This window comes from Mycobacterium sp. WUMAC-067, assembly GCF_020217485.1.
In the GTDB taxonomy this organism is placed as follows: Bacteria; Actinomycetota; Actinomycetes; order Mycobacteriales; family Mycobacteriaceae; genus Mycobacterium.
The window spans coordinates 140,052-162,881 of record NZ_JAEKMI010000001.1 but is presented as its reverse complement, the minus strand read 5'-3'; the positions used below and the strand labels follow the sequence as shown (position 1 = coordinate 162,881).

Genomic DNA, 22,830 nt, shown 5'->3' with positions numbered 1-22,830 from the left:
TGTCAAACAAACCCGGTTTTCGTCCGCACCCAGTATTCGGTTGCCGGCGTCGCGATGGCAACAGTCAATTCCCGGAGTTTCGCGGCCAATAGGGTCCCATGGCGCCTATTTCTGGACCCAATTCTTCTGGGGGAGAGCGGTTTACGGGCAATAGCCTAAGGGCGAATGGTGTAGCGAATGCCCGATGGCTCAACGGAGGAAGTCGCGATGAGCAACATATATCCAGCTCCGGCAATTGTCGTAGGAGTCGACGGATCCCGGGCGGACACCTCATGCGGCGGTGTGGGCGATCGAGAGGCGGTCAGCCGCGACATCCCGCTGCGACTGGTCTGCGTCATCGATCCGCACGCCGCGTTGGCCGACGCGCATCGGGCCGTCGATGCCCGCCGGCGAACCGGTCAAGGTAGAAAACGGACATCCCTTGGGGCAAAACAGGTTTCAAGCTGATCGAGGTCGGCGGTCACGGTCTGCACAGCGCAGGTCAGCAGCGTTGTCGTCGAAGTGGACAACGGCACGGTGTTGTGGCGTGCGTTCGAGGAAGCGGGGCTGCGCGGAGCCGCACTGCGAGCGGTGTCGATCTCAGCCGACGCGGGGCACTGCGTGCTCGCGATCCGCTGCGGCAACCTATGATTCGGGCTCCGGACCGAACCGGAAATGACGGCCGGTGACTTCGGTCGGGGTGATCCGCACATAGTGCGGCTTGGGTATGGCTGTCCAGGGCAGTAACTGCGCGCGGTCGGCCTTGTGAATGTCCGCGTCGGTTTTCAGCAGCCGAGCGCGACCGCGGACGATGACACTCCAGCCCTCGACGAGGTTGTGGTCGTCCACCTCGAAAACCACCGCGTGGTTCGCCACGGCCGAGAACAACTTGGTGCCCTCGGCGGTCCGGAACAGCACGGTCCGGTCTTGCGCCACGAAGTTGACCGGAAAGATCTCGGGCTCACCGGCGAAGTTGGTGACAAGCCGGCCCAGCGTCACGCTCCCCAACAATTTCCAGTTCTCGTCTTCAGTAAGCACGCTCACCGGTTCGTCGCTACGCACGACCCCAACGCTACGGAGAATTGCCGGCGTTGAGTAGGGCCGGCGATCTAACCGTGGCTGACCCGAAGCAACTTGGCCAAACTCGGCAGCTTGATGCGGGGGCGCCCGTGCGGCTCCCCGGCCGCCCGCTCATGAGCGTCGATGAGCTCCCAGTGCGCCGAGGTGACCAGTTTGGGTTGGCGCGATGCCAGCCAGTCCGCCAGCCGGTCCGCGTGGTTGTCCGGGAAATCCGCCAGACCACTGTCGTCGCCGCGGGCCAGGTCGGCGAGCAGCGTGTCCACGGTGTCCTGGGAGTCCTTCTTGTTGGTGCCGATGACGCCGGTCGGCCCGCGCTTGATCCACCCGACCACGTATTCGTTGCGGCTCCCGTCGACCCGGCCACCACTATTGGGGATCGTCGCGGTCTTCTCGTCGAACGGCAGCCCAGGGGTGGGCACGCCGCGGTAACCGACCGAGCGCACCACCAGCTGGACCGGCAGCTCCTCGCGCTCGCCGGTGTCGCTGGCGGAAACCCGCCCGTCGGCGTCGGTGGTCAGCTCGTTGCGGCCGAGCACGATCCGTTCCACCCGGCCCTCGCCCTTGATCTCGATCGGCGAGGTCATGAAGCGCAGCACGATCCGGCGATGCCCCGGGCGCGGGGGGCGCTTCGCGTAATCACGCAGCACATTGATGTTCTGCTTGGCCGTCTTGCCGGCCGCGGCGGCATCCTCGTCGCTCACGCCTTCGAGCTGGGCCGGATCGACGATCACGTCGACGTTCTCCAGCTCGCCCAGCTCGCGAAGTTCGAGCGTGGTGAAGGCGGTCTGCAGCGGCCCACGCCGACCGATGACCACCACTTCGTCGACTCCGCACGGCCGCAACGACTCCAGCGCGTGGTCGGCGATGTCGGTCTGGCCCAGCACGTCGGGATCGGTGACCAGGATGCGCGCGACGTCGAGGGCGACGTTGCCGTTGCCGACGACCACGGCCCGCGCGCCCGACAGGTCGGGCGTGGCCTCCTCGAAGTTCGGGTGCGCGTTGTACCAGCCCACGAAATCGACGGCGGCAATACTGCCCGGCAACTCCTCGCCTGGGATGTTCAGCGCGCGGTCGGACTGCGCCCCGACGGCATAGACGACGGCGTCGTAGCGCTCGGCCAGCTCACTGGCTTGCACGTGCTCGCCGACTGCGATGTTGCCGAAGAAACGGAAGCGCGGGTCTTGGGCCGTCTTCTCGAATTGCTTACTGATCGACTTGATCTTCGGGTGGTCGGGGGCGACGCCGGAGCGCACCAGCCCCCACGGGGTGGGAAGCATCTCGAGCATGTCGACGGCGACATCGATGTCCTCGGATCCGTCGGCCGCCTTCAGCAAGGATGACGCGGCGAAAAACCCCGACGGTCCGGAGCCGACGATTGCAACGTGGTATGGGCGCATTCTCGACCTTCTATTCGGGCCCGGTTCAGCGCGCAGAGGGGCTGTCGCGCGCGAGCAGGGCACATGATCGTGACTCGACTCTAAACGCATGACCGCTGGTCGTGACCTCAGCACTCGCCGGTGGCCGAGCAGGTTGGAGGCCCCCGGTAACGTTGTCGGCTGTGGAACCCGACCGTCAAGCCGACATCGCCGCCCTCGACTCCACCCTGACCACGGTGGAGCGGGTGCTCGATGTGGACGGTCTGCGCGCCCGCATCGAGAAGCTCGAACACGAGGCGTCCGATCCTCAGTTGTGGGACGACCAAGCCCGCGCCCAGCGGGTGACCAGCGAGTTGTCTCACGCGCAGGGCGAACTACGCCGGATCGAAGAGCTGCGGGGGCGGCTGGACGATCTGCCGGTGCTCTACGAGCTGGCCGCCGAGGAGGGCGAAGGCGCCGCTGACGCGCTCGTCGAGGCCGACGCCGAGCTGAAGGCGTTGCAGGCCGAGATCGAGGCCACCGAGGTGCGCACCCTGCTCTCGGGCGAGTACGACGAGCGTGAGGCGCTGGTCACGATCCGCTCCGGGGCCGGTGGGGTGGACGCCGCCGACTGGGCCGAGATGCTGATGCGGATGTACATCCGGTGGGCTGAGCAGCACAAGTATCCCGTCGAGCTGTTCGACACCTCCTACGCCGAAGAGGCCGGCATCAAGAGCGCGACGTTCGCCGTGCATGCGCCGTTCGCCTACGGCACGCTGTCGGTGGAGCAGGGTACGCATCGGCTGGTGCGAATCAGCCCATTTGACAACCAGAGCCGGCGTCAGACCTCGTTCGCCGAAGTCGAGGTGCTGCCGGTGGTGGAGACCACCGATCACATCGACATTCCGGAAGGCGATGTGCGCGTTGACGTTTACCGCTCGAGTGGCCCCGGCGGCCAATCGGTGAACACCACCGACTCCGCGGTACGTTTAACCCACATCCCAACGGGTATCGTCGTAACTTGCCAGAACGAAAAATCGCAGTTGCAGAACAAGATCTCGGCGATGCGAGTGCTTCAGGCAAAATTGTTGGAGCGCAAGAGATCTGAAGAACGCGCCGAACTGGACGCGTTAAAAGGCGAAGGTGGCAGTTCGTGGGGCAACCAGATGCGCTCCTACGTGCTGCACCCCTATCAGATGGTCAAGGATCTGCGGACCGAATACGAGGTCGGCAACCCTGCGGCCGTCCTGGATGGAGACATCGACGGATTCCTGGAAGCGGGAATCCGTTGGCGCAACCGAAAAGATGACGAATAACACAAGTATTCTCGCGGCCTCGATGACGCACCGCTGGCACGACTTCTGGCGGGGCGAGATCGGCGAGTGGATCATCACCAGGGGTCTGCGGATCGCCATGGTGCTGATCGCCGCGGTGCTGGCGGCCCGGTTCGTCAACTGGGTGGCGCAGCAGGTGACCCGCCAGCTCAACCTCGGCTTCGCCGAAAGCGACGCGCTGGTGCGCTCGGAAGCCTCCAAGCACCGCCAAGCCGTGGCGTCGGTGATCTCCTGGGTGTCAATCGTCATCATCGGCATCTGGGTCATGATGCAGATCGCCGACGTGCTGCAGTTTTCGGTGGGGGGACTGGTCGCGCCGGCCACCGTGGTCGGCGCCGCGCTGGGTTTCGGCGCCCAGCAGTTGGTGAAAGACCTGCTGTCCGGCTTCTTCATCCTGATGGAGAGGCAGTACGGCTTCGGGGATCTCGTCACCCTCACCGTCGTTGCCGCCACGGAGGCCAGTGGCACGGTCGAGAACGTGACGTTGCGAGTGACCCGGCTGCGCTCGCCGGATGGCGAGGTGTTGACCATTCCGAATGGGCAGATCGTCAAGGTGGTCAACCTGTCCAAGGATTGGGCGCGCGCGGTGGTGGACATCCCGGTGTCGACCAGCGCCGACCTGAACAGGGTCAACGACGTCCTACACCAGGAATGCGACCGCGCGATGGACAACCCCGTGCTGGGGGAATTGCTGTTGGATGCGCCCACCGTGATGGGTGTCGAAAGCATCGCGGTCGACACCGTCACGCTGCGTCTGGTGGCCCGGACCTTGCCCGGCAAGCAGTTCGAGGTCGGCCGGCAGCTGCGCGTCCTGGTCATCAGGGCGCTGGCCCGCGTCGGAATCGTGACGGCGGCGGACGCGCGGGTGGGGCTCGTCGAGGACCCCTCCGTCCCGGCCGCCCAGGCCGCCGAACAGCAAACCGACGATGAAATCCAAGGTGCGGGGCACAAGCGTTGAAGTTCACCCTGAACATCCTCGAGAAGCGCGGCGACGACACGGATGCCGACAATCGCTGGCCGAATTACGTCTTCGGCGGGCGGATGCGCACGTCGACCCTCGTGCTGATCATCGTCTTCTTCGCGGTGTGGTGGACCTACGACACCTACCGCCCGGAACCGGCGCCCAAGCCACCGGCCCAGCAAGTGGTGCCGCCGGGGTTCGTGCCCGACCCCAACTACACGTGGGTGCCGCGCAGCCGCCTGCAGCAGCCGCCGGCCACCGTCACCTACACGCCGACCCCGACGACCACGCCGCCGCCTCCACCACCGCCGCCGCCCCCGGTGACCACGACCACCACCACGCCGCCGTTCCAGATGCCGCAGCTGCCGTGCATACTCCCGGCGCCGTTCTGCCCGCCCAGCACGACGCCCCCCACGCCGACGCCCGAGCAACCGCAGCCTGGTCCCGGTCCGACCCCCACGACGCCGCCCCCGGCCCGTTGACTTCGCCTGCCAGCGAAGATCACCGCTACACTGGCGTGCCGTGATGATCACCCTGGACCACGTCAGCAAGAAGTACAAAGCGTCGGCGCGCCCGGCGCTGGAAGACGTCAACGTCAAGATCGACAAGGGTGAATTCGTCTTCCTGATCGGCCCGTCGGGCTCGGGCAAGTCGACGTTCATGCGCCTGCTGCTGGGCGCGGAAACGCCGTCGGCCGGCGATGTCCGGGTGTCGAAGTTCCACGTCAACAAGCTGCGCGGCCGGCATATCCCGCGGCTGCGCCAGGTCATCGGCTGCGTTTTCCAGGACTTCCGCCTGCTGCAGCAAAAGACGGTCTACGAGAACGTCGCGTTCGCCCTGGAGGTGATCGGCAAACGAACCGAGGCGATCAACCGGGTGGTGCCCGACGTGCTCGAAACCGTCGGCCTGTCCGGCAAGGCCAATCGGCTGCCCCACGAGTTGTCCGGTGGTGAACAGCAGCGGGTGGCGATCGCCCGCGCGTTCGTCAACCGGCCGCTGGTACTGCTGGCGGACGAGCCGACGGGCAACCTCGACCCAGATACCAGTAAGGACATCATGGATTTGTTGGAGCGGATCAACCGCACGGGGACGACGGTGTTGATGGCGACGCACGACCATCACATCGTCGACTCGATGCGCCAGCGCGTCGTTGAGCTGTCGTTGGGCAGGCTGGTGCGCGACGAGCAGCGCGGCATCTACGGGATGGACCGCTAAGTGCGCTTTGGCTTCCTGCTCAATGAGGTTCTGACCGGGCTTCGCCGCAACGTCACGATGACGGCCGCGATGATCCTGACGACCGCCATCTCGATCGGGCTGTTCGGCGGCGGTCTGCTGGTGGTCCGGCTGGCCGACAATTCCCGGGAGATCTATCTCGACCGCGTCGAGACGCAGGTCTTCCTTACCGACGACATCTCGGCCAACGACGCGACATGCGTGTCCGCTCCGTGTAAGGCGCTGCGCGACAAGGTCGATGCGCGACAGGACGTCAAGTCGGTGCGGTTCGTCAACCGGCAGGACGCCTACAACGACGCCATCAAGAAGTTCCCGGAGTTCAAGGATGTCGCGGGGAAGGACTCGTTTCCCGCATCGTTCATCGTCAAGCTGAACAACCCCGAACAGCATGCGGAATTCGATGCCGCGATGCAGGGGCAGCCCGGCGTGCGCAGCATCCTCAACGAAAAAGATCTCATCGACCGGCTGTTCGCGGTGCTGGACGGGTTGCGAGATGCCGCGTTCGCCGTCGCGCTGGTGCAGGCCGTCGGGGCAATCCTGTTGATTGCCAACATGGTGCAGGTCGCGGCCTACACCCGCCGCACCGAGATCGGGATCATGCGATTGGTGGGCGCCAGCCGGTGGTACACCCAGTTGCCCTTCCTGGTGGAGGCGATGCTGGCCGCGTCCATCGGTGTCGCCATCGCGGTCATCGGCCTGATGCTGGTGCGGGCGTTGTTCCTGGACAACGCGCTGAGCCAGTTCTATCAAGCCCACTTGATCGCCAAGGTCGACTACGCCGACATCCTCTATATCTCGCCGTGGCTGTTTCTGCTCGGTGTGTCGATGGCGGCCCTGACGTCGTACGCGACCTTGCGCCTCTATATCCGGCGGTAGCTGTGGTCAAGGGATCCGGCCGGGCGAAGGCGGCGGGCGGCAAAGGCGGCAGCAAACAAGTTGTGGCCACCAATCGTAAAGCGCGGCACAACTATTCGATCATCGAAACGTTCGAGGCCGGGGTGGCGTTGCAAGGCACCGAGGTCAAAAGCCTGCGCGAAGGCCAGGCCTCGTTAGCTGACGCGTTCGCAACGATCGACGACGGCGAAGTTTGGTTGCGCAACTTGTACATTGCCGAGTATCAGCACGGTAGCTGGACCAATCATGATCCGCGGCGCAACCGAAAGTTGTTGTTACATCGGCAACAAATCGACAGGCTGGTCGGCAAGATTCGAGATGGTAACCTCGCCTTGATGCCGCTGTCTCTGTATTTCTCCGAGGGCAAGGTCAAGGTCGAACTGGCCCTTGCGCGCGGCAAAAGGGCTTACGACAAACGCCAGGACCTGGCCCAGCGCGATGCGCAGCGCGAAGTGGTTCGTGAACTTGGGCGCCGAGCAAAGGGCATGACCTGATCGGCGCCGCTTACGCCCAGCTGTCGGCCGTTACGTACGGTGTCAGCGATTTTGTGGGCGGTGTCGCAGCTCGGCGGGTGGCCGCGCTGCGCGTCATGCTGGTCGCCTATCCGATCGAGACCGTGTTGCTGGGCGCGATGGCCATCTTCGTCGGTGGCCCTATTCATGTCGGTGCCGTTGTGTGGGGAACGCTGTACGGAATCGGCATGGCCTTCGGCATGTGGGCGTTCTTCGCGGCGCTGGGTTCGGGACCGATCTCGGTCGTCTCACCGTTGGCCGCCGTGCTGAACGCTGCGGTACCCGTCGCGGTCGGTATGGCGTTGGGGGAGCGGCCGGGGCAGGCGGCCCTGGTGGGTGTCGTGCTGGCGCTGGGAGCGGTCATGCTCGTCAGCCGCGAGGCCCCCATCGAGGGCACCCCGTATCGGTTCACCCCGAAAGTGGCCTGGCTCACAGTCGTTGCGGGCTCGGCGATGGGACTGAACCTGGTGTTCCTGCATCAGGCGCCCCACGTCTGCAAGCTGTGGCCCCTGTTCTTCGCCCGGGTGGCGGCCAGCCTGGTGATCTTCGCGATGGCCGCAACCAGCCAGAACCTGAAGATGCCACGCGGTAAGCCGCTGCGGTTGGCGGTGGCCGTCGCCGTGCTGGACATTTTCGCCAACATCACCATGCTGGCGGCCCTGCACACCTGGCTGCTGTCGTTGGCCAGCATCCTGATCTCGCTGTATCCGGCGGCGACGGTCGTCCTGGCGATGGTCGTGCTGCGCGAGCGGGTGACCCGCTGGCAGGGGATCGGCATGGTGCTCGCCATGGGGTCCGTGGCCATGATCGCCTCGGCCTAGACGGTTGTGATGCGGCCTAATATTGGGCCGTTGGCACATATCACCGCCCGGGGAGACGACGTTGGCCGCGTTTGATACCGAGGACCCTGTCATTCGAGAGCTGTCGAACGCGGTGGACAAGAGCCCCGATGTGATCGAGCTGCGGATGCATCTGGCCGGCTTGCTCGCGGACAAAGGCCGCTATGCCGAGGCGCTGGGCCATTGCAGCACGGCATTGACGCAGGAGCCGGGCAACGCGAACGCGCTGGCCCTCCTGCAGCGGTGCAGTGCGGCGCTGGCGGCGCCACCGACCGAAGCGTCGGCACCGGTTGCGGAACAGCCTGCCGCCAGCGAGGGCTTCGACTGGTCGAGCGCCGAACAGGAAGTCGCCGACATCATCGAGCCCGCATTCGTCGAGCAACCTCCTGACGTGGTCAACGAGGACGACTTCGACGTGGTGCAGCGCGTTCGTGTCCGGCTGGACGATGTCGCGGGCATGGATGAAGTCAAACGCCAGCTGGACCTCTCGTTGCTCGGCCCGATCCGCAACCCCGAGCTGATGAAGGCGTTCAAGGTGTCCGCGCGCGGCGGGTTGTTGCTGTACGGGCCACCGGGTTGCGGTAAAACTTTCATCGCCAAAGCGGTTTCTGGTGAGCTGGGAGCGAGCTTCTATCAGGTGGGAATCGCGGACGTCCTGCACCACTGGTTTGGCGAATCCGAACGCAGCATCCGCGCCGTCTTCGACACCGCTCGTCGCAACGCACCTTGCGTCCTGTTCTTCGATGAGGTGGACGCGTTGGGGCATCGGCGCTCCGCGCTGAGTGGTAGCTCCGGGATGCGCCCCGTGGTCAACGCCCTGCTGGAGGAGATGGATTCGGCCGGCTCGGCCAACGACGGGGTGTATGTCCTGGGCGCCACCAACGCTCCCTGGGATGTCGATCCCGCTCTACGGCGGCCCGGCCGATTCGATCGGATGATCTTCGTCGGGCTACCCGACACCGGGGCGAGGGCCGGGATTGTGCGTTCACACCTGCAAGATCGGCCCATCGCGGGCATCGATCTCAAGTCGATCGCCAACCGGACTGAAAATTTCTCGGGTGCCGACCTGGCCTACGTCTGTGAGACGGCCACGCAACTGGCGATGGCCGATTCGATGCGCAGCGGGCAGGTTCGGCCGGTGGCCATGGCCGACATCGACACCGCCATCGCGCAGATCCGGCCAAGTACCGGGCCGTGGTTCGAGACCGCCCGCAATGTCGTCGAATTCGCGAACAACGACGGTACCTATGACGAGCTGGCGAAGTATCTGCGGCGCAAAAAGTTTCGGTGACCTCCGATGACTTCGGAGCCTGGACTCGGGCGGATCGACGAGGCCATCCGGGTCGCAGACGCCTACATTGACGCCAGAAAATACGAAAGCGCGCGTGAGATCCTGGGCCGGTCACTGTCACAAAACCCCAACGACCCCGCCCTGCTCGCGTCCTACTCTCGTGCCGAACTCGCTCTTGGCAATTATTGGCCCGCCGCGCGCAGCGCCTATGCCGCCTTGTCCGGCGCACCCGACAACGAGTTCGCAATGCGGTTGTATGCGCTGTCGCTCTACGGCTTGGGGCGCCGTGATGACGGCCTGTGGATGGCGTGGCGAGCGGTCACTTCTCATCCGAATGAACCTGCACCACTGCGGCTTTACGCGTTGTTGTTGCAGAGGGCGCGGCAGTTGCGCTCGGCGCTGGACGTCATCGACCGTGCGCTACGGCTGGATCCGCAAAACGTCGAAGCGCTCATTCGGCGCGGCTCGATCCTGGATGACATGGGCCTGCGGAACGAGTCCGAGGCTGCGTATCGGGCGGCGCTGCAGCTGGATCCCGCGAATGCCGAGGCGCTGAACGACCTGGCCGTTCATCGATTGGGGCACTTCAAGTTTGGACGCGCACTGCAAGGGTTCCTCGGCGCTGCGGGGAGCGATCCGGAGTACGGGGAGCTGAGCCGCAGGAATATCGGAGTCGTTCTCCGAAAAGTGCTCACCCTCGTGACTATTGGAGCCTGTGTTCTCAGTGTGCTCCTCGCCGTCACCGCAGGGGTCTACGACGAAGGGCGCTCGACTGCGGCGTTGCGAGTGCTGGTCGGACTGCTCACCGCGATCTTGGTCGCCGTGCTGCGGTGGTTGCTCCGCGCGATCCCGCGTCAAGTGTTCATTGCGGTCCTGCGCGAGCAGTACTTCTTCGCGCTTCGCCTCGCCCATGCAGGCGTAGTGGTCGTCGCGGGGGCATGGGTCACCGTTTGTCCGTGGCCCCCAGGGATGATCGCCGTGGGGGGGATGCTGGCCGTCGCAGCCCTGGTAATAATGCGGATCGGTCTCTTCATCAGGAAGTAGGCAGCTTACGATCCTGGCCATGGCCGATCGCCCCGTCACCAAGCTCGACAAGTCCGCCGTGCTCTCCGGTCTGTTCACCGTCTGGGATGACCTCGACGCGCTGTTGGCCGGGTTGTCCGAGGCGCAATGGCGGGCCGCGAGTCCGCTGCCGGGCTGGGACGTCAAAGCGTTGGTGTCCCACATGATCGGCACCGAGTCCTTCCTCGCCGGCATCGCCGCGCCCCAGCCGGATATCGACGTCTCGACCCTGGAGCACGTGCGCAACGACATCGGGGCGATGAACGAGTGCTGGGTTCGCCATCTGGGCGCGCACGCGGACGCCGATGTGCTGGAAAGCTTCAGGGCGATCACCGACGACCGGCGCGCGGCCCTGACGGCCCTGTCCGATGAGGAGTGGGACGCGGTGACGGCGACTCCCACGGGGCCGGACACCTACGGCCGATTCATGCGGATCCGGGTGTTCGACTGCTGGATGCACGAGCAAGACATCCGCGTGGCCTTGGAGCGCCCGCCCACCGACGACGAGCTCGCCGGCCCCGCTGCATCGCTGGCCGTCGACGAGATCGCCGCCACGATGGGCTACGTCGTGGGCAGGCTGGCCAAGGCTCCCGAGGGTTCGCGCGTCCAGTTCGAGCTGACCGGCCCGCTGGCCCGCACCATCCGGGTCAGCGTCGACGGCCGCGCCGCCGTCGTCGACGACTTCGCGGGACAGGAACCCACCACGACAATCCGGCTGGACGGGCTGCAGTTCACCAGGCTCGCCGGCGGGCGCCCGATGTGCCCGGCGCGCGCCCAGGACGTCGAACTCGGCGGCGACCAGGACGTCGCCACGCAGATCGTCGAGCACCTCAACTTTGTGATCTGATCGCAGCCCGGCGGGGAAGATAATCCCGTTGCCGCTGGTTGGTAGGCGGGTACCATTGATATTCCTGCCGAAAGTCGGCGGGATGCGAGGGGCTGAACGGTTTCGACTTCGCGCATCGAATCAAGGGAAGCGTGCCGGTGCAGGCAACCGACCACCGTAAGCGTCGTTGCAAACAGATAAGCGCCGATTCACATCAGCGCGACTACGCTCTCGCTGCCTAAGCGACAGCTAGTCCGTCAGACCGGGAAAGCCCTCGACCCGGAGCCTGGCGTCAGCTAGAGGGATCCACCGATGAGTCCGGTCGCGGGACTTATCGGGACACCAACAGCGACTGGGATCGTCATCTCGGCTTGTTCGCGTGACCGGGAGATCCGAGTAGAGGCATAGCGAACTGCGCACGGAGAAGTCTTGAGGGAATGCCGTAGGACCCGGGTTCGATTCCCGGCAGCTCCACAACTGAAGATCTACTAGTTAGCAGGCCAGAGCGAGTATTCTCTCGGGCCTGCTTTCTTTGTAGGCACATTTCGGCACAGGTCGTAGCGCTTAAGCCGTTCGCGGTTTACAAGGTTCGGCTAGTCGTCTGCAGGCTGATTCCTGCGAGCATCCCAAATCCTTTGTGTCTGCTCATCGATCGATCGGTGGTGGATTTCCTGAAAGTTCCGTCCACCGCGGTGGAATGTGGCAATGACAGCGGACGGCACATCCTGCTCCGGCATCGGTGACGGCAGCCAATCGCACGGTCGTACGTGCACCAAATCCACTGCCGCGGCCGTTTCGTCGGCGTCATAGAAGTACGGCCCGCAGATGCGGCCCAACCAGAACCACCCGTCGGTGTCGCGGGTCCACACAAACGAGCCGTCGTCGAGCTCGGCGAATCGGGCGATCCGATGGACAAGCGGTTCCTGTTCGCCCGAGCGGTCCACGTATTGCCCGAAGCCGCACAGGCCGAGCCGTCGAGCCCGATCGATCGCAGCTTGTGGATCGACGGCATCGTTGCGGGAACGCATCGGCGCGCGGTGGACGGCGACCATGACAAACATCGTGCCCTGATGTACCGCCGGCGACCGTCCAGGCGTGCGCCGATCGCCGAGCACAGATGCTCGGTGCGCTAGGACCGAAGTGGCTGCGTCGGGACGCAACTCAGCTGTGTTGTCGCTTACCGCGTTTGCGCGTCGTCAGCTCTTCCAGACGACCTTGTCGACGCCGGCGGCATCCCGGTAGACAACGCTGTCCGGGGCCGTGCCGCCCCGAACGTCGAAGTAAAGCCGCCCGGTTGCCTGGGCGCCCGGTGCGATCGGCTGGTTGGGAAGGCCGTCGACTTCGTGCCCCTTCATGACGGCATAGGTCGAGCTGTTGACGGCACGCGCGTTGAAGTCGGCAATGACCGGAGTCGCGTTACCCCGCACACCCGTGGCCGTGACGTCGGAGTACCAGATGCCGTCGTTGTGACCGCTGGGCTGCAGGTTGTTCACGATGTAGTTGATGGCTTCTGCGCCGTTTGCGCTGGGAATCTCTGCAGATTGGCCGAATGCCACGACTTGGGGGTCCGCCCATGCCGGTGTGGCCATCAGGATTCCTGCCGTCGCGATGCCGGCGGCAGCCGCCGCCGTTTTCCTGGCAACCGTAGAGAGCATCATGCCGAACTCCTTCCCTAGGTCCCTGCAGTCAAGAAGCGCTAGCCGCTTGCTCGATATCGCGGGGCGTATCCAGACTTGCGGGTTTCAAACCTGCTCGACGACGGCAGGTTGAACGATCTAACCTTTCGCCTCCAGGACCACGATGGGGATGGGACGCGACGTCCGCTTCTGATATTCGACGTAGCGGTTTTGGTTGTTCTTGTTGACGACTTGCCATAGCCGCGAGTAGTCGGGGTCGTCGGGCAGCACCGGTCGGGCGGTGACGGCGAAACGCCGTGGGCCGACGTTGATCTCGACGTTGGGATTGGCTTTCAGGTTGTGGTACCAGCCGGGGGCGTATGCAGCAGCAGGCTCGGTATCCATAGTGTGCGGTGACCGATCCAACCGTTTGTCTTCCGATATACCGTGTCGTGCACCCGGAGCAGCCGGGGGAGCACCTTGTCTTCTACGGAACTCATAGCTGCCAGTCTTGCTCGATAGCGTCGGTCTGCTCCAGGGCTTCCTCGAAGCGCGAGGCAATTCGGACGAATATCCGCACTTGTCTGCCGACATGGCTATAGTCACCTCGGGCTGAAGGGACGGTTAGCTCAAAGGGGGGCAGACGGTAATTGGCGCAAGCATCGACAAATTGCTGCCGCCGTCGCGATTCGAATGTATCTGCCATTCTCGAATAACGATCATCGCTGCGCCCTCGCAGCCATGATTGTTCGGCGAAAGTCTTCCGTCCACCCAGTTGGTGACCATGGCAGACGTTGAGAGCGTCCGCCCCGGCACGGAAGTACGGGACCTGCGGCCGCCGAAGCTGGCATTTCGCCAAGACCTCGAAGGCCTGCGTGCCGTCGCGGTGTTGGCCGTCGTGCTCTTTCATGCCGGCGTGCCCGGTATGGGTGGTGGGTTCACCGGCGTAGACGTGTTTTTCGTCATCTCCGGTTTCCTCATCACCGGAATGCTTTTCCGCGAGGTGAGCACTGCGGGAACCGTCCGCCTGGGCCGGTTCTACGGGGCGCGAGCCCGCCGGCTGCTGCCGGCATCGGCCGCGGTGGGAGTTGTCACCGCGATCGCCTCGGCGATCCTGTTGCCTCCGTTGCAAGCTGAGGGCGTCATCGCTGACGGCGGCGCCAGCGCGCTGTATATCGGCAACTACTGGTTCGTCTTTCACGGCATCGACTACCAACTTGCTTACACGCCGCCGTCGCCGTTCCAGCACTACTGGTCCCTGGGTGTAGAGGAGCAGTTCTACCTGGTGTGGCCGGCCGTCATCATCGGTACGGCTTGGGTCATCCGGCGGCTGCGTCAGCGCGACACGGCCCCGTCGTCCGAGCGGCCTTATTTGTTCGCCCTTGGGCTGGTCGCGGCCGTGTCGTTTGCCGCGTCGCTGCTGGCGACTCCGATCGTGCCTTCCGTCGCGTTCTTTTCACTGCCCACCCGGGCGTGGGAGTTGGCCGTGGGCGGCCTGGTGGCCCTGACGACCGCCCAGTGGCGCCGGCTGGCGGCGCTGCCCGCCGCGATCGTGGGATGGGCAGGCCTGGCACTGATCCTGCTGGGTTGCACCGTCTTGAGCGTGACCACGCCCTATCCGGGCACGGCCGCTCTGTTGCCCGTGCTCGGCACCGCGCTCGTGATCGGCGCGGGCTGTGTCGACCCCACCCGGGGGTGCGGGCATCTTTTGGCGTGGTCGCCGATAGGAGCCATCGGCCGGATTTCGTACTCGTGGTACCTCTGGCACTGGCCGGTGTTGTTGCTCGCGCCGCCGTTGCTGGGCCATCCGCTGGGGCTGGTGGGCAGGCTGGCGACGGTCGCGATATCCGGCGGCCTGGCCGTGCTCACACTGCGCTTCGTCGAAAACCCGCTCCGCTTCGCCGCTTCCGTGCGCCGGTCTGCGCTCCGCAGTCTGTTGCTCGGTGGTGTCGCGACCGCGGTGGCGGTATGCGTGGGTGCGGCGTTGCTGGTAGCGATCCCCGCCCCCGTCGGGCACGGAGCCCCGGCGGCGGCGCTGAAAGTCAGCGGGCCGATTCCACCGGCGGGCGACAGCATCGACGCGTACGACGCGGCGGTGCAGTACACGATCGCGCAAGTGCAGACGATGGTCGCGGTGTCCGCCGACCTCAAGGCAGTTCCGTCGAATCTCAACCCGTCGATCAGCAGTGCGGCGGCCCAAAACCCGACCGCCTACTTCAAGGGTTGCCTGCGGAATTTCCTGGAGGCCGACCAGCCCGAGTGCATCAGCGGCGACAGAGCCTCGAAGACCAGCGTCGCCCTGGTCGGTGACTCGACCGCAGCGATGTGGATCCCTGCATTCCAGCAGGTCACCGGGCAGCGGCACTGGCGGCTGGAGACCCTGACCAAGGGCGGCTGCCCGATGCTGGACCTGCCCATCATCAACCCGTTCCTGCGGCGGGAATTCACCGAGTGCGACAAGTGGCGCGATCTGGTCGTCGCCCGCCTGCGCAACCAGCACCCACAGTTGGTCGTGTTGAGCCTGTGGCGGAAATACGGTGACCGTTACGACTTCCCGGCGGGTGTCACGTCATACGACTCCGCCTGGCTCGGCAGCCTGACCCGACTCGTCCAGCAGCTGCGCGGCACCGGTGCGAAGGTGCTGGTGCTCGGGCCGGCCCCGGATCCGCACGCATTGGTGCCGACCTGCCTGTCCGGTCACCTCGATGACGCCACGGCATGCGCGCCGCCGAGATCGACGGCGGTGAACGATCCGGGCATCGCCGCCGAGGCGGCCGCTACCAAAGCCGGCGGCGGACAGTATGCCGACCTCACCGAGCTGTTCTGCACCTTGGACCGATGCCCGGTCATCGTGGGCAACACCGTGGTGTTCCACGACGCCAATCATCTGACATTCGAATACGCCCGGGAGTTGGCGCCGGTGATGGGCTCGCTGGCTGATCGCGCGCTTCTGCCCGGCTGACGCACGGTTCTGCGAGCCCTGCCTCAGGCCCGAGGCTTTGCGACGATCCTGGCCGGAACCGTTCAGCGGGTGCGCTCATGTTCGCTACCCTTAACTCGATTCATCAGTTGCCTGGGAAGTTGAGGCCACGAAATGGCTGAAAGACCCAAGGCTCGCCCCCGGGCGCCGGGACCGAGCGACATCGTCGCGGAGTTGGCTGCCGCCGGATTCGACAACGCGCGCCAGATCGCCCGAGGCGCCGCCGGCGTGGTGTATCGCTGTCACGAGACTGCGCTCGGGCGAAACGTCGCCATCAAAGTGTTGCCGACATTCGTCGACGACGAGAGCCGCGAACGGTTTCTCCGCGAGGGCTACGCCATGGGTGGGCTCTCGGGGCATCCGAACATCGTCAACATCCTGCGCGTCGGCGTCACCGCGGGCGGCCGGCCTTACATCGTGATGTCGTACTGCGCCGCCGGTTCCCTGGGCCTCCGGGTGCAGCGGGAGGGGCCGATCGCCTGGCCCGAAGCCATGCGGATCGGTGTGAAATTGTGTGGGGCGCTCGAAACCGCCCACCTGTCCGGCACTTTGCATCGCGATATCAAGCCCGCGAACGTTCTCGTCAACGACTACGGCGAACCGCAACTCACCGACTTCGGGACGGCACACGTCGCCGGGGGATACGAAACGGCGTCCGGGTTGTTCTCTGGCACAGTCGATTTCCTCGCACCCGAGGTGATGACCGGCGATCCGGCGACGGTCGAGACCGATGTTTACTCGCTGGGTGCCACGCTCTATGCCCTCATTGCCGGCAACCCTGCATACGAGCGCCGCAGCGGCGAAGACCTGCTCGCGCAGTACACCCGGATCAGGAGCACGCGGGTCCCGGACCTGCGCCCCAATGGGATCCCCGACGCGGTGTGTTCGGCGGTCGAGAAAGCGATGCGGATCGACCCGGCTGAGCGGCCGGCCTCGGCGGCGGAGTTCGGCCGCGGATTGCAGGAGAGCCTGCGGCGCAACGGATTAAAGCCCGATTCCATGGCGATCACCGCCGCCGGTGCGGGTCCGGGACGCACCGTGCGGCCGGTGCCGAGACCGCCGAGGATTGCCAAACCGGGCCCACGGATTGCCGGCCCGGAAAGCGCCACCTCGCTGATGAACGCGCTGGGCAATCGCACCACCTCGACGCCACCGCTTCCGCCGTCACCACCGGCCGGCCGGCAACCGGGACGCGCACCCGCTGCCGCGCGCGGCCCGACCACCTCCGAGCCCACCCAAGCGATCCCCCAACCGACAAGTGTCACCGACGCCATCGCGCCGACGAGTTCTACCGACCGAGGTCCGGGCACGCCGCGCGCATTGGCGACCGGAGCCGTGGCGTGGCCCAAGCCGTCGCAAGCGAAGCGAAACCGCGTTACGGCGGCGTTGATCGCCGTGGGGATCGTGGTGGCTGTGTTGGTGCTGGGCAGCGGCGTCTACGTGCTGCTGACCCACGGCAAGCGGCACCCCGCGGCCGCCGCGAGCCAGCCGGGCCAGGCATCGGTGAAGTGGCAGCCGATCACCAACGCGCGCATTGCGCGCGACGCTGCGGCCACCACCCAGGCCGACGGCACGATCTGGATCTTTGGCGGAATCGGAAGCGACCACGCGGTCGTCGCGAACCACGAGGGGTACGACCCCGTCATCGACAGCTGGAAGAGCGGCGACGACCTCCCGGTGCCGGTTCAACAGGCCATGTCCGTGACGTGGCAGGGAAACCCGATTGTGCTCGGCGGCTGGCGCGGCACGGGCGCGCAAAAGGTTGCCAGCGACCAGGTTTGGCGTGTGGTCAACAGTCATTGGGTCGAGCTGCCCCACATGTTGCAGCCCCGCGCGGCAGCGGCGGCGGCCGTGGTGGGCGACCGCATCATCGTCACGGGCGGTGTCGACGCAAACGGAGCGCTGCTGAACTCCACCGAGATCTTCGACGGCAACACCTGGTCCCTCGGCACCCCCATCCCGACCCCGCGACAGATGCTGGCCGGCGCGTCGGACGGAAAGCTGGTGTACACGGTCGGCGGAACCAACGGGAACACCGACCTGGTGGCGGTCGAGGCGTATGACCCTGCCGCGAAGACCTGGACGAAATTGCCCGACCTTCCCCAGCCGCGCAGTGACTTCGGCGTGGCGATCGCCGATCGGCGCCTGGTCGCCGCGGGGGGACAGGCGGCCGGGCAGGTCCTCAAGAGCGTGGCGGTGCTCGATCTGTCAACGAAGACGTGGGAAGCCTTGCCGGACATGGGAACTGCGCGCCACGGCATGGCGGTCGATGCGGTGGGGAAATCCATCTACGCCATCGGCGGGTCGACGGCCGTCGGCGACGGCCAGGTGACCTCGACGGCCGAAGCGTTGCAGTTGCCGGCACGCCTAACCCAGCCGGTCGCACAGTGGCGTTCCCTGCCGGACGCACCGACGCCCAGGCTGATGACCGCCTGGACCGTGCTCGACAACAAGATCTGGATCATGGGCGGACTGCGCGACGGCGCCGCGCTGCAGACGGTCGAAAGCTATGACCCGCGCACCGGCGCCTGGCAAGCACAACCCCCCTTGCCCATCCCGCTCCACCACGCCGCGGCGGCCGCTTATCGCGGCGAGGTCGTGGTACTCGGGGGTGCCAGCAGCGATCTCACGCAGGCGTCCACCAAGGTGTTCGCCTTGCGGGGCGGCCATTGGGTGGAGTTGGCCGGCCTCACCCACGCTCGGGCGGCACCGGCCGCCGCGGAGGTCGGTGACAAGCTCGTCGTCGCCGGCGGACAGAACGCCAAGCAGCTCGTCGGCCAGACCGAGGTCTTCGACGGCAGCTCGTGGCACGACGCGGCCAACATGCCCACCCCGCGCGAACACCTGGCTGCGGCGTCCGATGGCACCTACATGTACACGGTCGGCGGGAGATTCCTGTCCTCAGACAAGAACTCCGCGGCGTTTGAACGGTTCGACCCCCAAGCGGGCACCTGGACAAAGTTGGTGGACATGCCAACTCCGCGTGGAAGTTACGGCGCCACGTTCATCGATGGCCGAATCGTGGCGGTCGGTGGTGAGGAACCGACGCAGGTGTTGGGAGTGGCCGAAATGTACGACATCGCCGAAGCGAAGTGGACCACGCTGCCCCCGCTGCCGACGCCGCGTCACGCCGAGGCGGTCGCGACGGTCGGCAACACGGTGTACTGCATTGGCGGCGCGAACCGGCCCACCCACGAAGGCCCCGTCGCGACGGTCGAGGCCTTGGACTTCGTCTAGCGACGGATCAATGGCGCTTGAGCCGGCTGCGCCACCCCACGACGCCCGCGTACACGACCGTCAACAACACCAGCATGCCGACGTCGAACAGCCATGTCCCCGCCGTGTGTTTGAAGTGGCGGTCTTTCGGGGCGAGCGGTCCGGGCTCGATCGTCCACAAGTCGACGGTCGACGCCTGCGCCGCGTACCCCCAACGCGATGGCACCGCCCACGACATCTGATCCAGCCCGACCCGGTTGGTGACCGGGACCATCCCACCGCAGAGCACCAGCTGCAACATGAGGGACACGACCAGCAGCGGCATGATCTGCTCGTTCGACCGCGCCAGGGAGGACAGGACGAGGCCGATCATCGCCGCGGCCACGCACATGGCGGCGGTGGCGACGTACAGCTCGAGCGTGGCGCTGCCCAGGAGCAGCGCCGGCCGGGTCGGCGCTCCTTTGCCCAGAATGGTGATGGTGGTCGCGATCGCCGATTGGACGACGGCGAACACGAAGAAGACCGCCATCTTCGCCAGCAGGTAGGCCTTGGTCGACAGGCCGACCGCCTGTTCGCGGCGAAAGATCGGGCGCTCGCCGATGAGGTCGCGGATCGTCAGAGCGGTGCCCATGAAGACGGCGGCCATGGTCAGCAGCATCAACACCGATCCGGGTTCGTCGGACCCGTCGCCGTTCGGGTCGGCCACGCGGAACCCCGTCGAGCCGGGGACGGTCAGCGACAGCGCGCCCATCACGAACGGCAGCAGCGCCAGGAAGATGAAATAGGCGCGGTCGGCGACGATCAGCCGGATCTGGCGGCGGGCGATCGTCGAGAACTGACGCCAGGTGCTGGAGCGCGCCGGGGCACCGAGATCGGCCGGCTTGTCCGCGTCGGGTACGGGAGGCGGCGGTTTGGCTTGGGCCAGGAATCGACGGTTGGCTTCGTCGGGGTCCGCGCCCACCATCCCAAAGATCTTGGCCCAGTTGGTGGTTCCCATGGTGGCTTCGATGTCGTCGGGCGGCCCGCAGTACGCGGTCTTGCCGCCCGGAGCCATCAGCAACACCTGGTCGCACAGATCGAGGTAGCTCAGCGAGTGCGTCACCACCAGCACGACGCGGCCGGCGTCGGCGAGTTGCCGCAGCATCGTCATGACCTGCAGGTCCAGCGCGGGGTCCAGGCCCGACGTGGGCTCGTCGAGGATCAGCAGTGACGGCCCGGTGAGCAGCTCCAGGGCCACCGAGGCGCGTTTGCGCTGGCCGCCGGAGAGCTTGTCGACCCGGGTGTCGGCGTGCTTGGTCAACCCGAGTTCCTCGATGACCTGCGCGACGACCTGGGCGCGGTCGGACTTGCTGGTGTCGGTCGGCAGCCGCAACTCGGCCGCGTAGTTCAGCGCCTGGGTCACCGTGAGCTGGCGGTGCACGACGTCGTCTTGGGGCACCATCCCGATCCGGCTGCGTAACGACGCGAACTGGGCGTGAATGTCGTGGCCCTCGAAGGTGATCGAGCCGGACGTCGGACAGGTGGCGCCGGCGATCAGCCGGGACAACGTGCTTTTGCCCGCTCCCGACCCGCCGATGAGCGCGGTCAGCGTCCCGGGCCGGGCGGTCAGGGAGACCTTTTGGATCAGCCGCTTGTTGTCGACCTGAAAGTCGACCTCCCGCACCTCCAGCCCGCCGGTGCGGGTGGCCGCTTCGGCGCGGCGGAGCAGGATTTCGCCATTGAAAACGAGGTCGACGTTGCCGATCGTGACCACGTCACCTTCGGTCAGCGGCGCCGACAAGATGCGGGTGCCGTTGACGAAAGTCCCGTTGATGCTTTGCGCGTCATGGATCTCCATGCCGGTGGGGCTCGGCACCAAGTAGGCGTGATGGCGCGATGCCAGGACGTCCGAGATGACGATGTCGCTGTCTTCTGCGCGACCGATGATGGCGGCCCCCGCGGGAGGCGCCCCGAGCTTCGATCGTGACCGCTGCACGGCGCGCCGGAGGTTGGCACTGTCGAACCCCGAGGCTTCGAGCGTTTCTGCCCCTATTTCGGTGAGCGGCTGGTGTCCCGCCGGCCGCGGCGGGCCGACCGGCTGCGGTGCCGGGTAGGGAGGACGCGGTGGCCGGCCGGGCGGCGGATAGCGCGGCGGGGCGGGCTGCGGTCGCGCGATGTGGGGCGGCGAGATGCCGGGCCGCCGTGGCGGTTCCGGACGAGAAGGCCTCGGGCCGCCCGGCGGCGCGATCACCGGTGCCGCCTCGAGGGTGGGTGGTAGTTGGCCGACCGCCCCGTCGTGCCGACCGATCCCAAAGCTCAGGCGCGGCCCGTCCGGCCTCGCGAGGTTGATGCTCTGACGGTCGTGGACGTCGACCACCCGTACCCGGTGACCATTGACGAAAACGCCGGAGGGCGAACCGTTGTCGATCGCGATCCATTTGGACCCGTCGAAGCGCAGCAGCAGGTGGGCGCGGGCGATCAGTGGATGGGCAACGCGCATGTCGGCACGGAGGTCACTTCCGACCACCACATCGTGGCCCGGCGCGAAGCTGCGCTGTGACCACTCCGATTGAACCGTCAGCACGGGCGGTGCAGGCCTACTCATCACATAAGTATTGGACTCGCCGCCAGCAAACGCTCACTTTTTCGCTTTATAGGTGCAGATGGACGGTCTCGCCGCCTCAGCTGCGCGCGGTGTTCTCGGTGATGATGTCGCACGCCGTGTCGTAAAACGCGCTGATCAACGTGGAGAACGAAAGCTGGAAGGGATGAATCATGTAGACATCCAGGTGCTCGAGGCGCCAGTCGGGCAGCACCGGCACGATGCTGCCGTCCCGCAACTCGGTGGTGACGATGATCTGGCTTGGCATCGCGCCGACACCGAGTCCGTGCAGGATGTACTGCTTGCACACCTGGAAGTTGTTGGCGCGTGCCCGAACCATCGGTGCGAGCTCATGGCGCCGCTTGTTCTTTGCCATGGTGAGCTTGCGCGGTGCCTCGCTGACTCCGCAGTCGATGAACGGCACGGTCTCCAACTGTGTGGGGGACGTGATGGGTTCGGGTAGTGAGCGGATGAACTCGGGCGATGCACAAAGGAAGAGTTCGAGGCTGAAGACCTTGCGCGCGATCAGCGTCGAGTCTTGCAGAGGTCCCGTGCCGAAAACCACGTCGTACCCGTCGTGGACGGGATGAACGTCGTTGTCCACCAAGCGGATATCCAGCCGAGAGTGTGGGTACTGCTGCAAAAATCTGGCGCCGACCCGTGACGCGTAGTCGATGCCGACGAAGACCGGGATGGCAACGCGCAACTCGCCCTGCGGCTCGAGCTTGCTGCCTTCCACCAGCGCTCGCACCCCGTTGGCTTCGGCCAGGATGTTCACGCCGTGGCTGTAGATCTTCTCGCCCAGGTCGGTGACGGTGAGCTGATGCGTGTTCTTGCGCAGCAGCTTGATCCCGAGGTCCGTTTCGAGCTTGCTGAGCTTGCGGCTGACGGTGGACTTGGGCATGCCGAGCAGCGTTGCCGCCTTTGACAGGCTGCGGCACTCGACCACCTTGCCGAATACCAGCAAGGCGTCGAGGTCGAACGGCAGGTTTTGCTCCACGTGGTGTTCCAAAATTGCAACAGGGTGTTGCAATTGAAGGCCTATTTGCGCATTTGGTCAAGTGCTACCTT

General features: G+C 65.8%; 19 protein-coding genes, 1 other RNA gene and 1 pseudogene. 13 read left to right on the top strand and 8 right to left on the bottom strand.

Features of this window, described 5'->3' with window-relative positions:
- Positions 1 to 270: 270 nt before the first annotated feature.
- The 3 genes from JF781_RS28675 to JF781_RS00845 form a co-directional block, all read right to left on the bottom strand.
- A complete protein-coding gene (locus JF781_RS28675) occupies positions 271 to 402 on the bottom strand; it encodes a hypothetical protein (protein ID WP_374109651.1) in 132 nt (43 codons plus the stop codon).
- A 222-nt stretch (positions 403 to 624) separates the two neighbouring features.
- The gene (locus JF781_RS00850) at positions 625 to 1,041 is read right to left on the bottom strand and encodes a pyridoxamine 5'-phosphate oxidase family protein (protein WP_225326422.1); all 417 of its coding nucleotides are present in this window, start codon (positions 1,039 to 1,041) and stop codon (positions 625 to 627) included.
- A gap of 47 nt (positions 1,042 to 1,088) precedes the next feature.
- Positions 1,089 to 2,456, bottom strand: a complete 1,368-nt coding sequence (locus tag JF781_RS00845; protein WP_225326423.1) for an FAD-dependent oxidoreductase — start codon at positions 2,454 to 2,456, stop codon at positions 1,089 to 1,091.
- Positions 2,457 to 2,617: 161 nt separating this feature from the next.
- Between JF781_RS00845 and prfB the strand changes: the two genes are divergently transcribed.
- From prfB to ssrA, 11 genes are all read left to right on the top strand, one after another.
- Entirely contained in the window at positions 2,618 to 3,730 is a 1,113-nt protein-coding gene (prfB, locus tag JF781_RS00840; RefSeq protein ID WP_225326424.1) for a peptide chain release factor 2, read from the top strand.
- The gene (locus JF781_RS00835; protein ID WP_225326425.1) at positions 3,720 to 4,706 is read left to right on the top strand and encodes a mechanosensitive ion channel family protein; all 987 of its coding nucleotides are present in this window, start codon (positions 3,720 to 3,722) and stop codon (positions 4,704 to 4,706) included. Before prfB ends, JF781_RS00835 begins: the two co-directional genes overlap by 11 nt.
- Positions 4,703 to 5,191 (top strand): hypothetical protein, encoded by a 489-nt coding sequence (locus JF781_RS00830; RefSeq protein ID WP_225326426.1) that lies wholly within the window; start codon positions 4,703 to 4,705, stop codon positions 5,189 to 5,191. Before JF781_RS00835 ends, JF781_RS00830 begins: the two co-directional genes overlap by 4 nt.
- Positions 5,192 to 5,234: 43 nt before the next feature.
- Complete coding sequence (gene ftsE, locus JF781_RS00825; protein WP_225326576.1) at positions 5,235 to 5,924, top strand: cell division ATP-binding protein FtsE; 690 nt, start codon at positions 5,235 to 5,237, stop codon at positions 5,922 to 5,924.
- Positions 5,925 to 6,818 carry a permease-like cell division protein FtsX gene (ftsX, locus tag JF781_RS00820; protein ID WP_225326427.1) on the top strand — a complete coding sequence of 298 codons (894 nt, stop codon included), beginning with the start codon at positions 5,925 to 5,927 and terminating at the stop codon, positions 6,816 to 6,818. It begins immediately after the preceding gene.
- A gap of 2 nt (positions 6,819 to 6,820) precedes the next feature.
- Positions 6,821 to 7,330 (top strand): SsrA-binding protein SmpB, encoded by a 510-nt coding sequence (smpB, locus tag JF781_RS00815; RefSeq protein ID WP_225326428.1) that lies wholly within the window; start codon positions 6,821 to 6,823, stop codon positions 7,328 to 7,330.
- Entirely contained in the window at positions 7,327 to 8,169 is an 843-nt protein-coding gene (locus JF781_RS00810) for an EamA family transporter (protein ID WP_374109654.1), read from the top strand. The genes smpB and JF781_RS00810 overlap by 4 nt, the downstream gene beginning before the upstream one ends.
- A 61-nt stretch (positions 8,170 to 8,230) precedes the next feature.
- Positions 8,231 to 9,478, top strand: a complete 1,248-nt coding sequence (locus JF781_RS00805; RefSeq protein WP_225326429.1) for an AAA family ATPase — start codon at positions 8,231 to 8,233, stop codon at positions 9,476 to 9,478.
- A gap of 6 nt (positions 9,479 to 9,484) precedes the next feature.
- Positions 9,485 to 10,522, top strand: coding sequence for a tetratricopeptide repeat protein (locus JF781_RS00800; protein WP_225326430.1), 1,038 nt, complete (start codon positions 9,485 to 9,487; stop codon positions 10,520 to 10,522).
- A 19-nt stretch (positions 10,523 to 10,541) separates the two neighbouring features.
- On the top strand, positions 10,542 to 11,387 hold the full coding sequence (locus tag JF781_RS00795; protein ID WP_225326431.1) for a maleylpyruvate isomerase family mycothiol-dependent enzyme: 846 nt from the start codon (positions 10,542 to 10,544) through the stop codon (positions 11,385 to 11,387).
- 88 nt (positions 11,388 to 11,475) lie between these two features.
- Positions 11,476 to 11,843: a transfer-messenger RNA gene (gene ssrA / locus JF781_RS00790) on the top strand.
- A 116-nt stretch (positions 11,844 to 11,959) separates the two neighbouring features.
- On the opposite strand, the gene JF781_RS00785 is transcribed toward ssrA, so the two are convergent.
- The 3 genes and pseudogenes from JF781_RS00785 to JF781_RS00775 all read right to left on the bottom strand — a co-directional run bounded on the left by JF781_RS00785 (position 11,960) and on the right by JF781_RS00775 (position 13,482).
- Positions 11,960 to 12,418 carry a GAF domain-containing protein gene (locus JF781_RS00785; protein WP_225326578.1) on the bottom strand — a complete coding sequence of 153 codons (459 nt, stop codon included), beginning with the start codon at positions 12,416 to 12,418 and terminating at the stop codon, positions 11,960 to 11,962.
- Between the two features lie 144 nt (positions 12,419 to 12,562).
- Positions 12,563 to 13,024 carry a DUF1942 domain-containing protein gene (locus JF781_RS00780; protein WP_225326432.1) on the bottom strand — a complete coding sequence of 154 codons (462 nt, stop codon included), beginning with the start codon at positions 13,022 to 13,024 and terminating at the stop codon, positions 12,563 to 12,565.
- A gap of 117 nt (positions 13,025 to 13,141) precedes the next feature.
- Positions 13,142 to 13,482: pseudogene (locus JF781_RS00775) on the bottom strand (nitroreductase/quinone reductase family protein).
- Between the two features lie 284 nt (positions 13,483 to 13,766).
- Here JF781_RS00775 and JF781_RS00770 point away from each other — a divergent pair.
- Together JF781_RS00770 and JF781_RS00765 are read left to right on the top strand one after the other, a co-directional pair.
- The gene (locus JF781_RS00770) at positions 13,767 to 15,944 is read left to right on the top strand and encodes an acyltransferase family protein (protein WP_225326433.1); all 2,178 of its coding nucleotides are present in this window, start codon (positions 13,767 to 13,769) and stop codon (positions 15,942 to 15,944) included.
- A gap of 132 nt (positions 15,945 to 16,076) precedes the next feature.
- A complete protein-coding gene (locus tag JF781_RS00765) occupies positions 16,077 to 19,199 on the top strand; it encodes a serine/threonine-protein kinase (protein WP_225326434.1) in 3,123 nt (1,040 codons plus the stop codon).
- A gap of 7 nt (positions 19,200 to 19,206) precedes the next feature.
- Here JF781_RS00765 and JF781_RS00760 read toward each other — a convergent pair whose 3' ends face one another.
- Complete coding sequence (locus tag JF781_RS00760) at positions 19,207 to 21,762, bottom strand: ATP-binding cassette domain-containing protein (RefSeq protein WP_225326435.1); 2,556 nt, start codon at positions 21,760 to 21,762, stop codon at positions 19,207 to 19,209.
- 76 nt (positions 21,763 to 21,838) lie between these two features.
- Positions 21,839 to 22,759 carry a LysR family transcriptional regulator gene (locus tag JF781_RS00755; protein ID WP_225326436.1) on the bottom strand — a complete coding sequence of 307 codons (921 nt, stop codon included), beginning with the start codon at positions 22,757 to 22,759 and terminating at the stop codon, positions 21,839 to 21,841.
- Between the last annotated feature and the right edge of the window lie 71 nt (positions 22,760 to 22,830).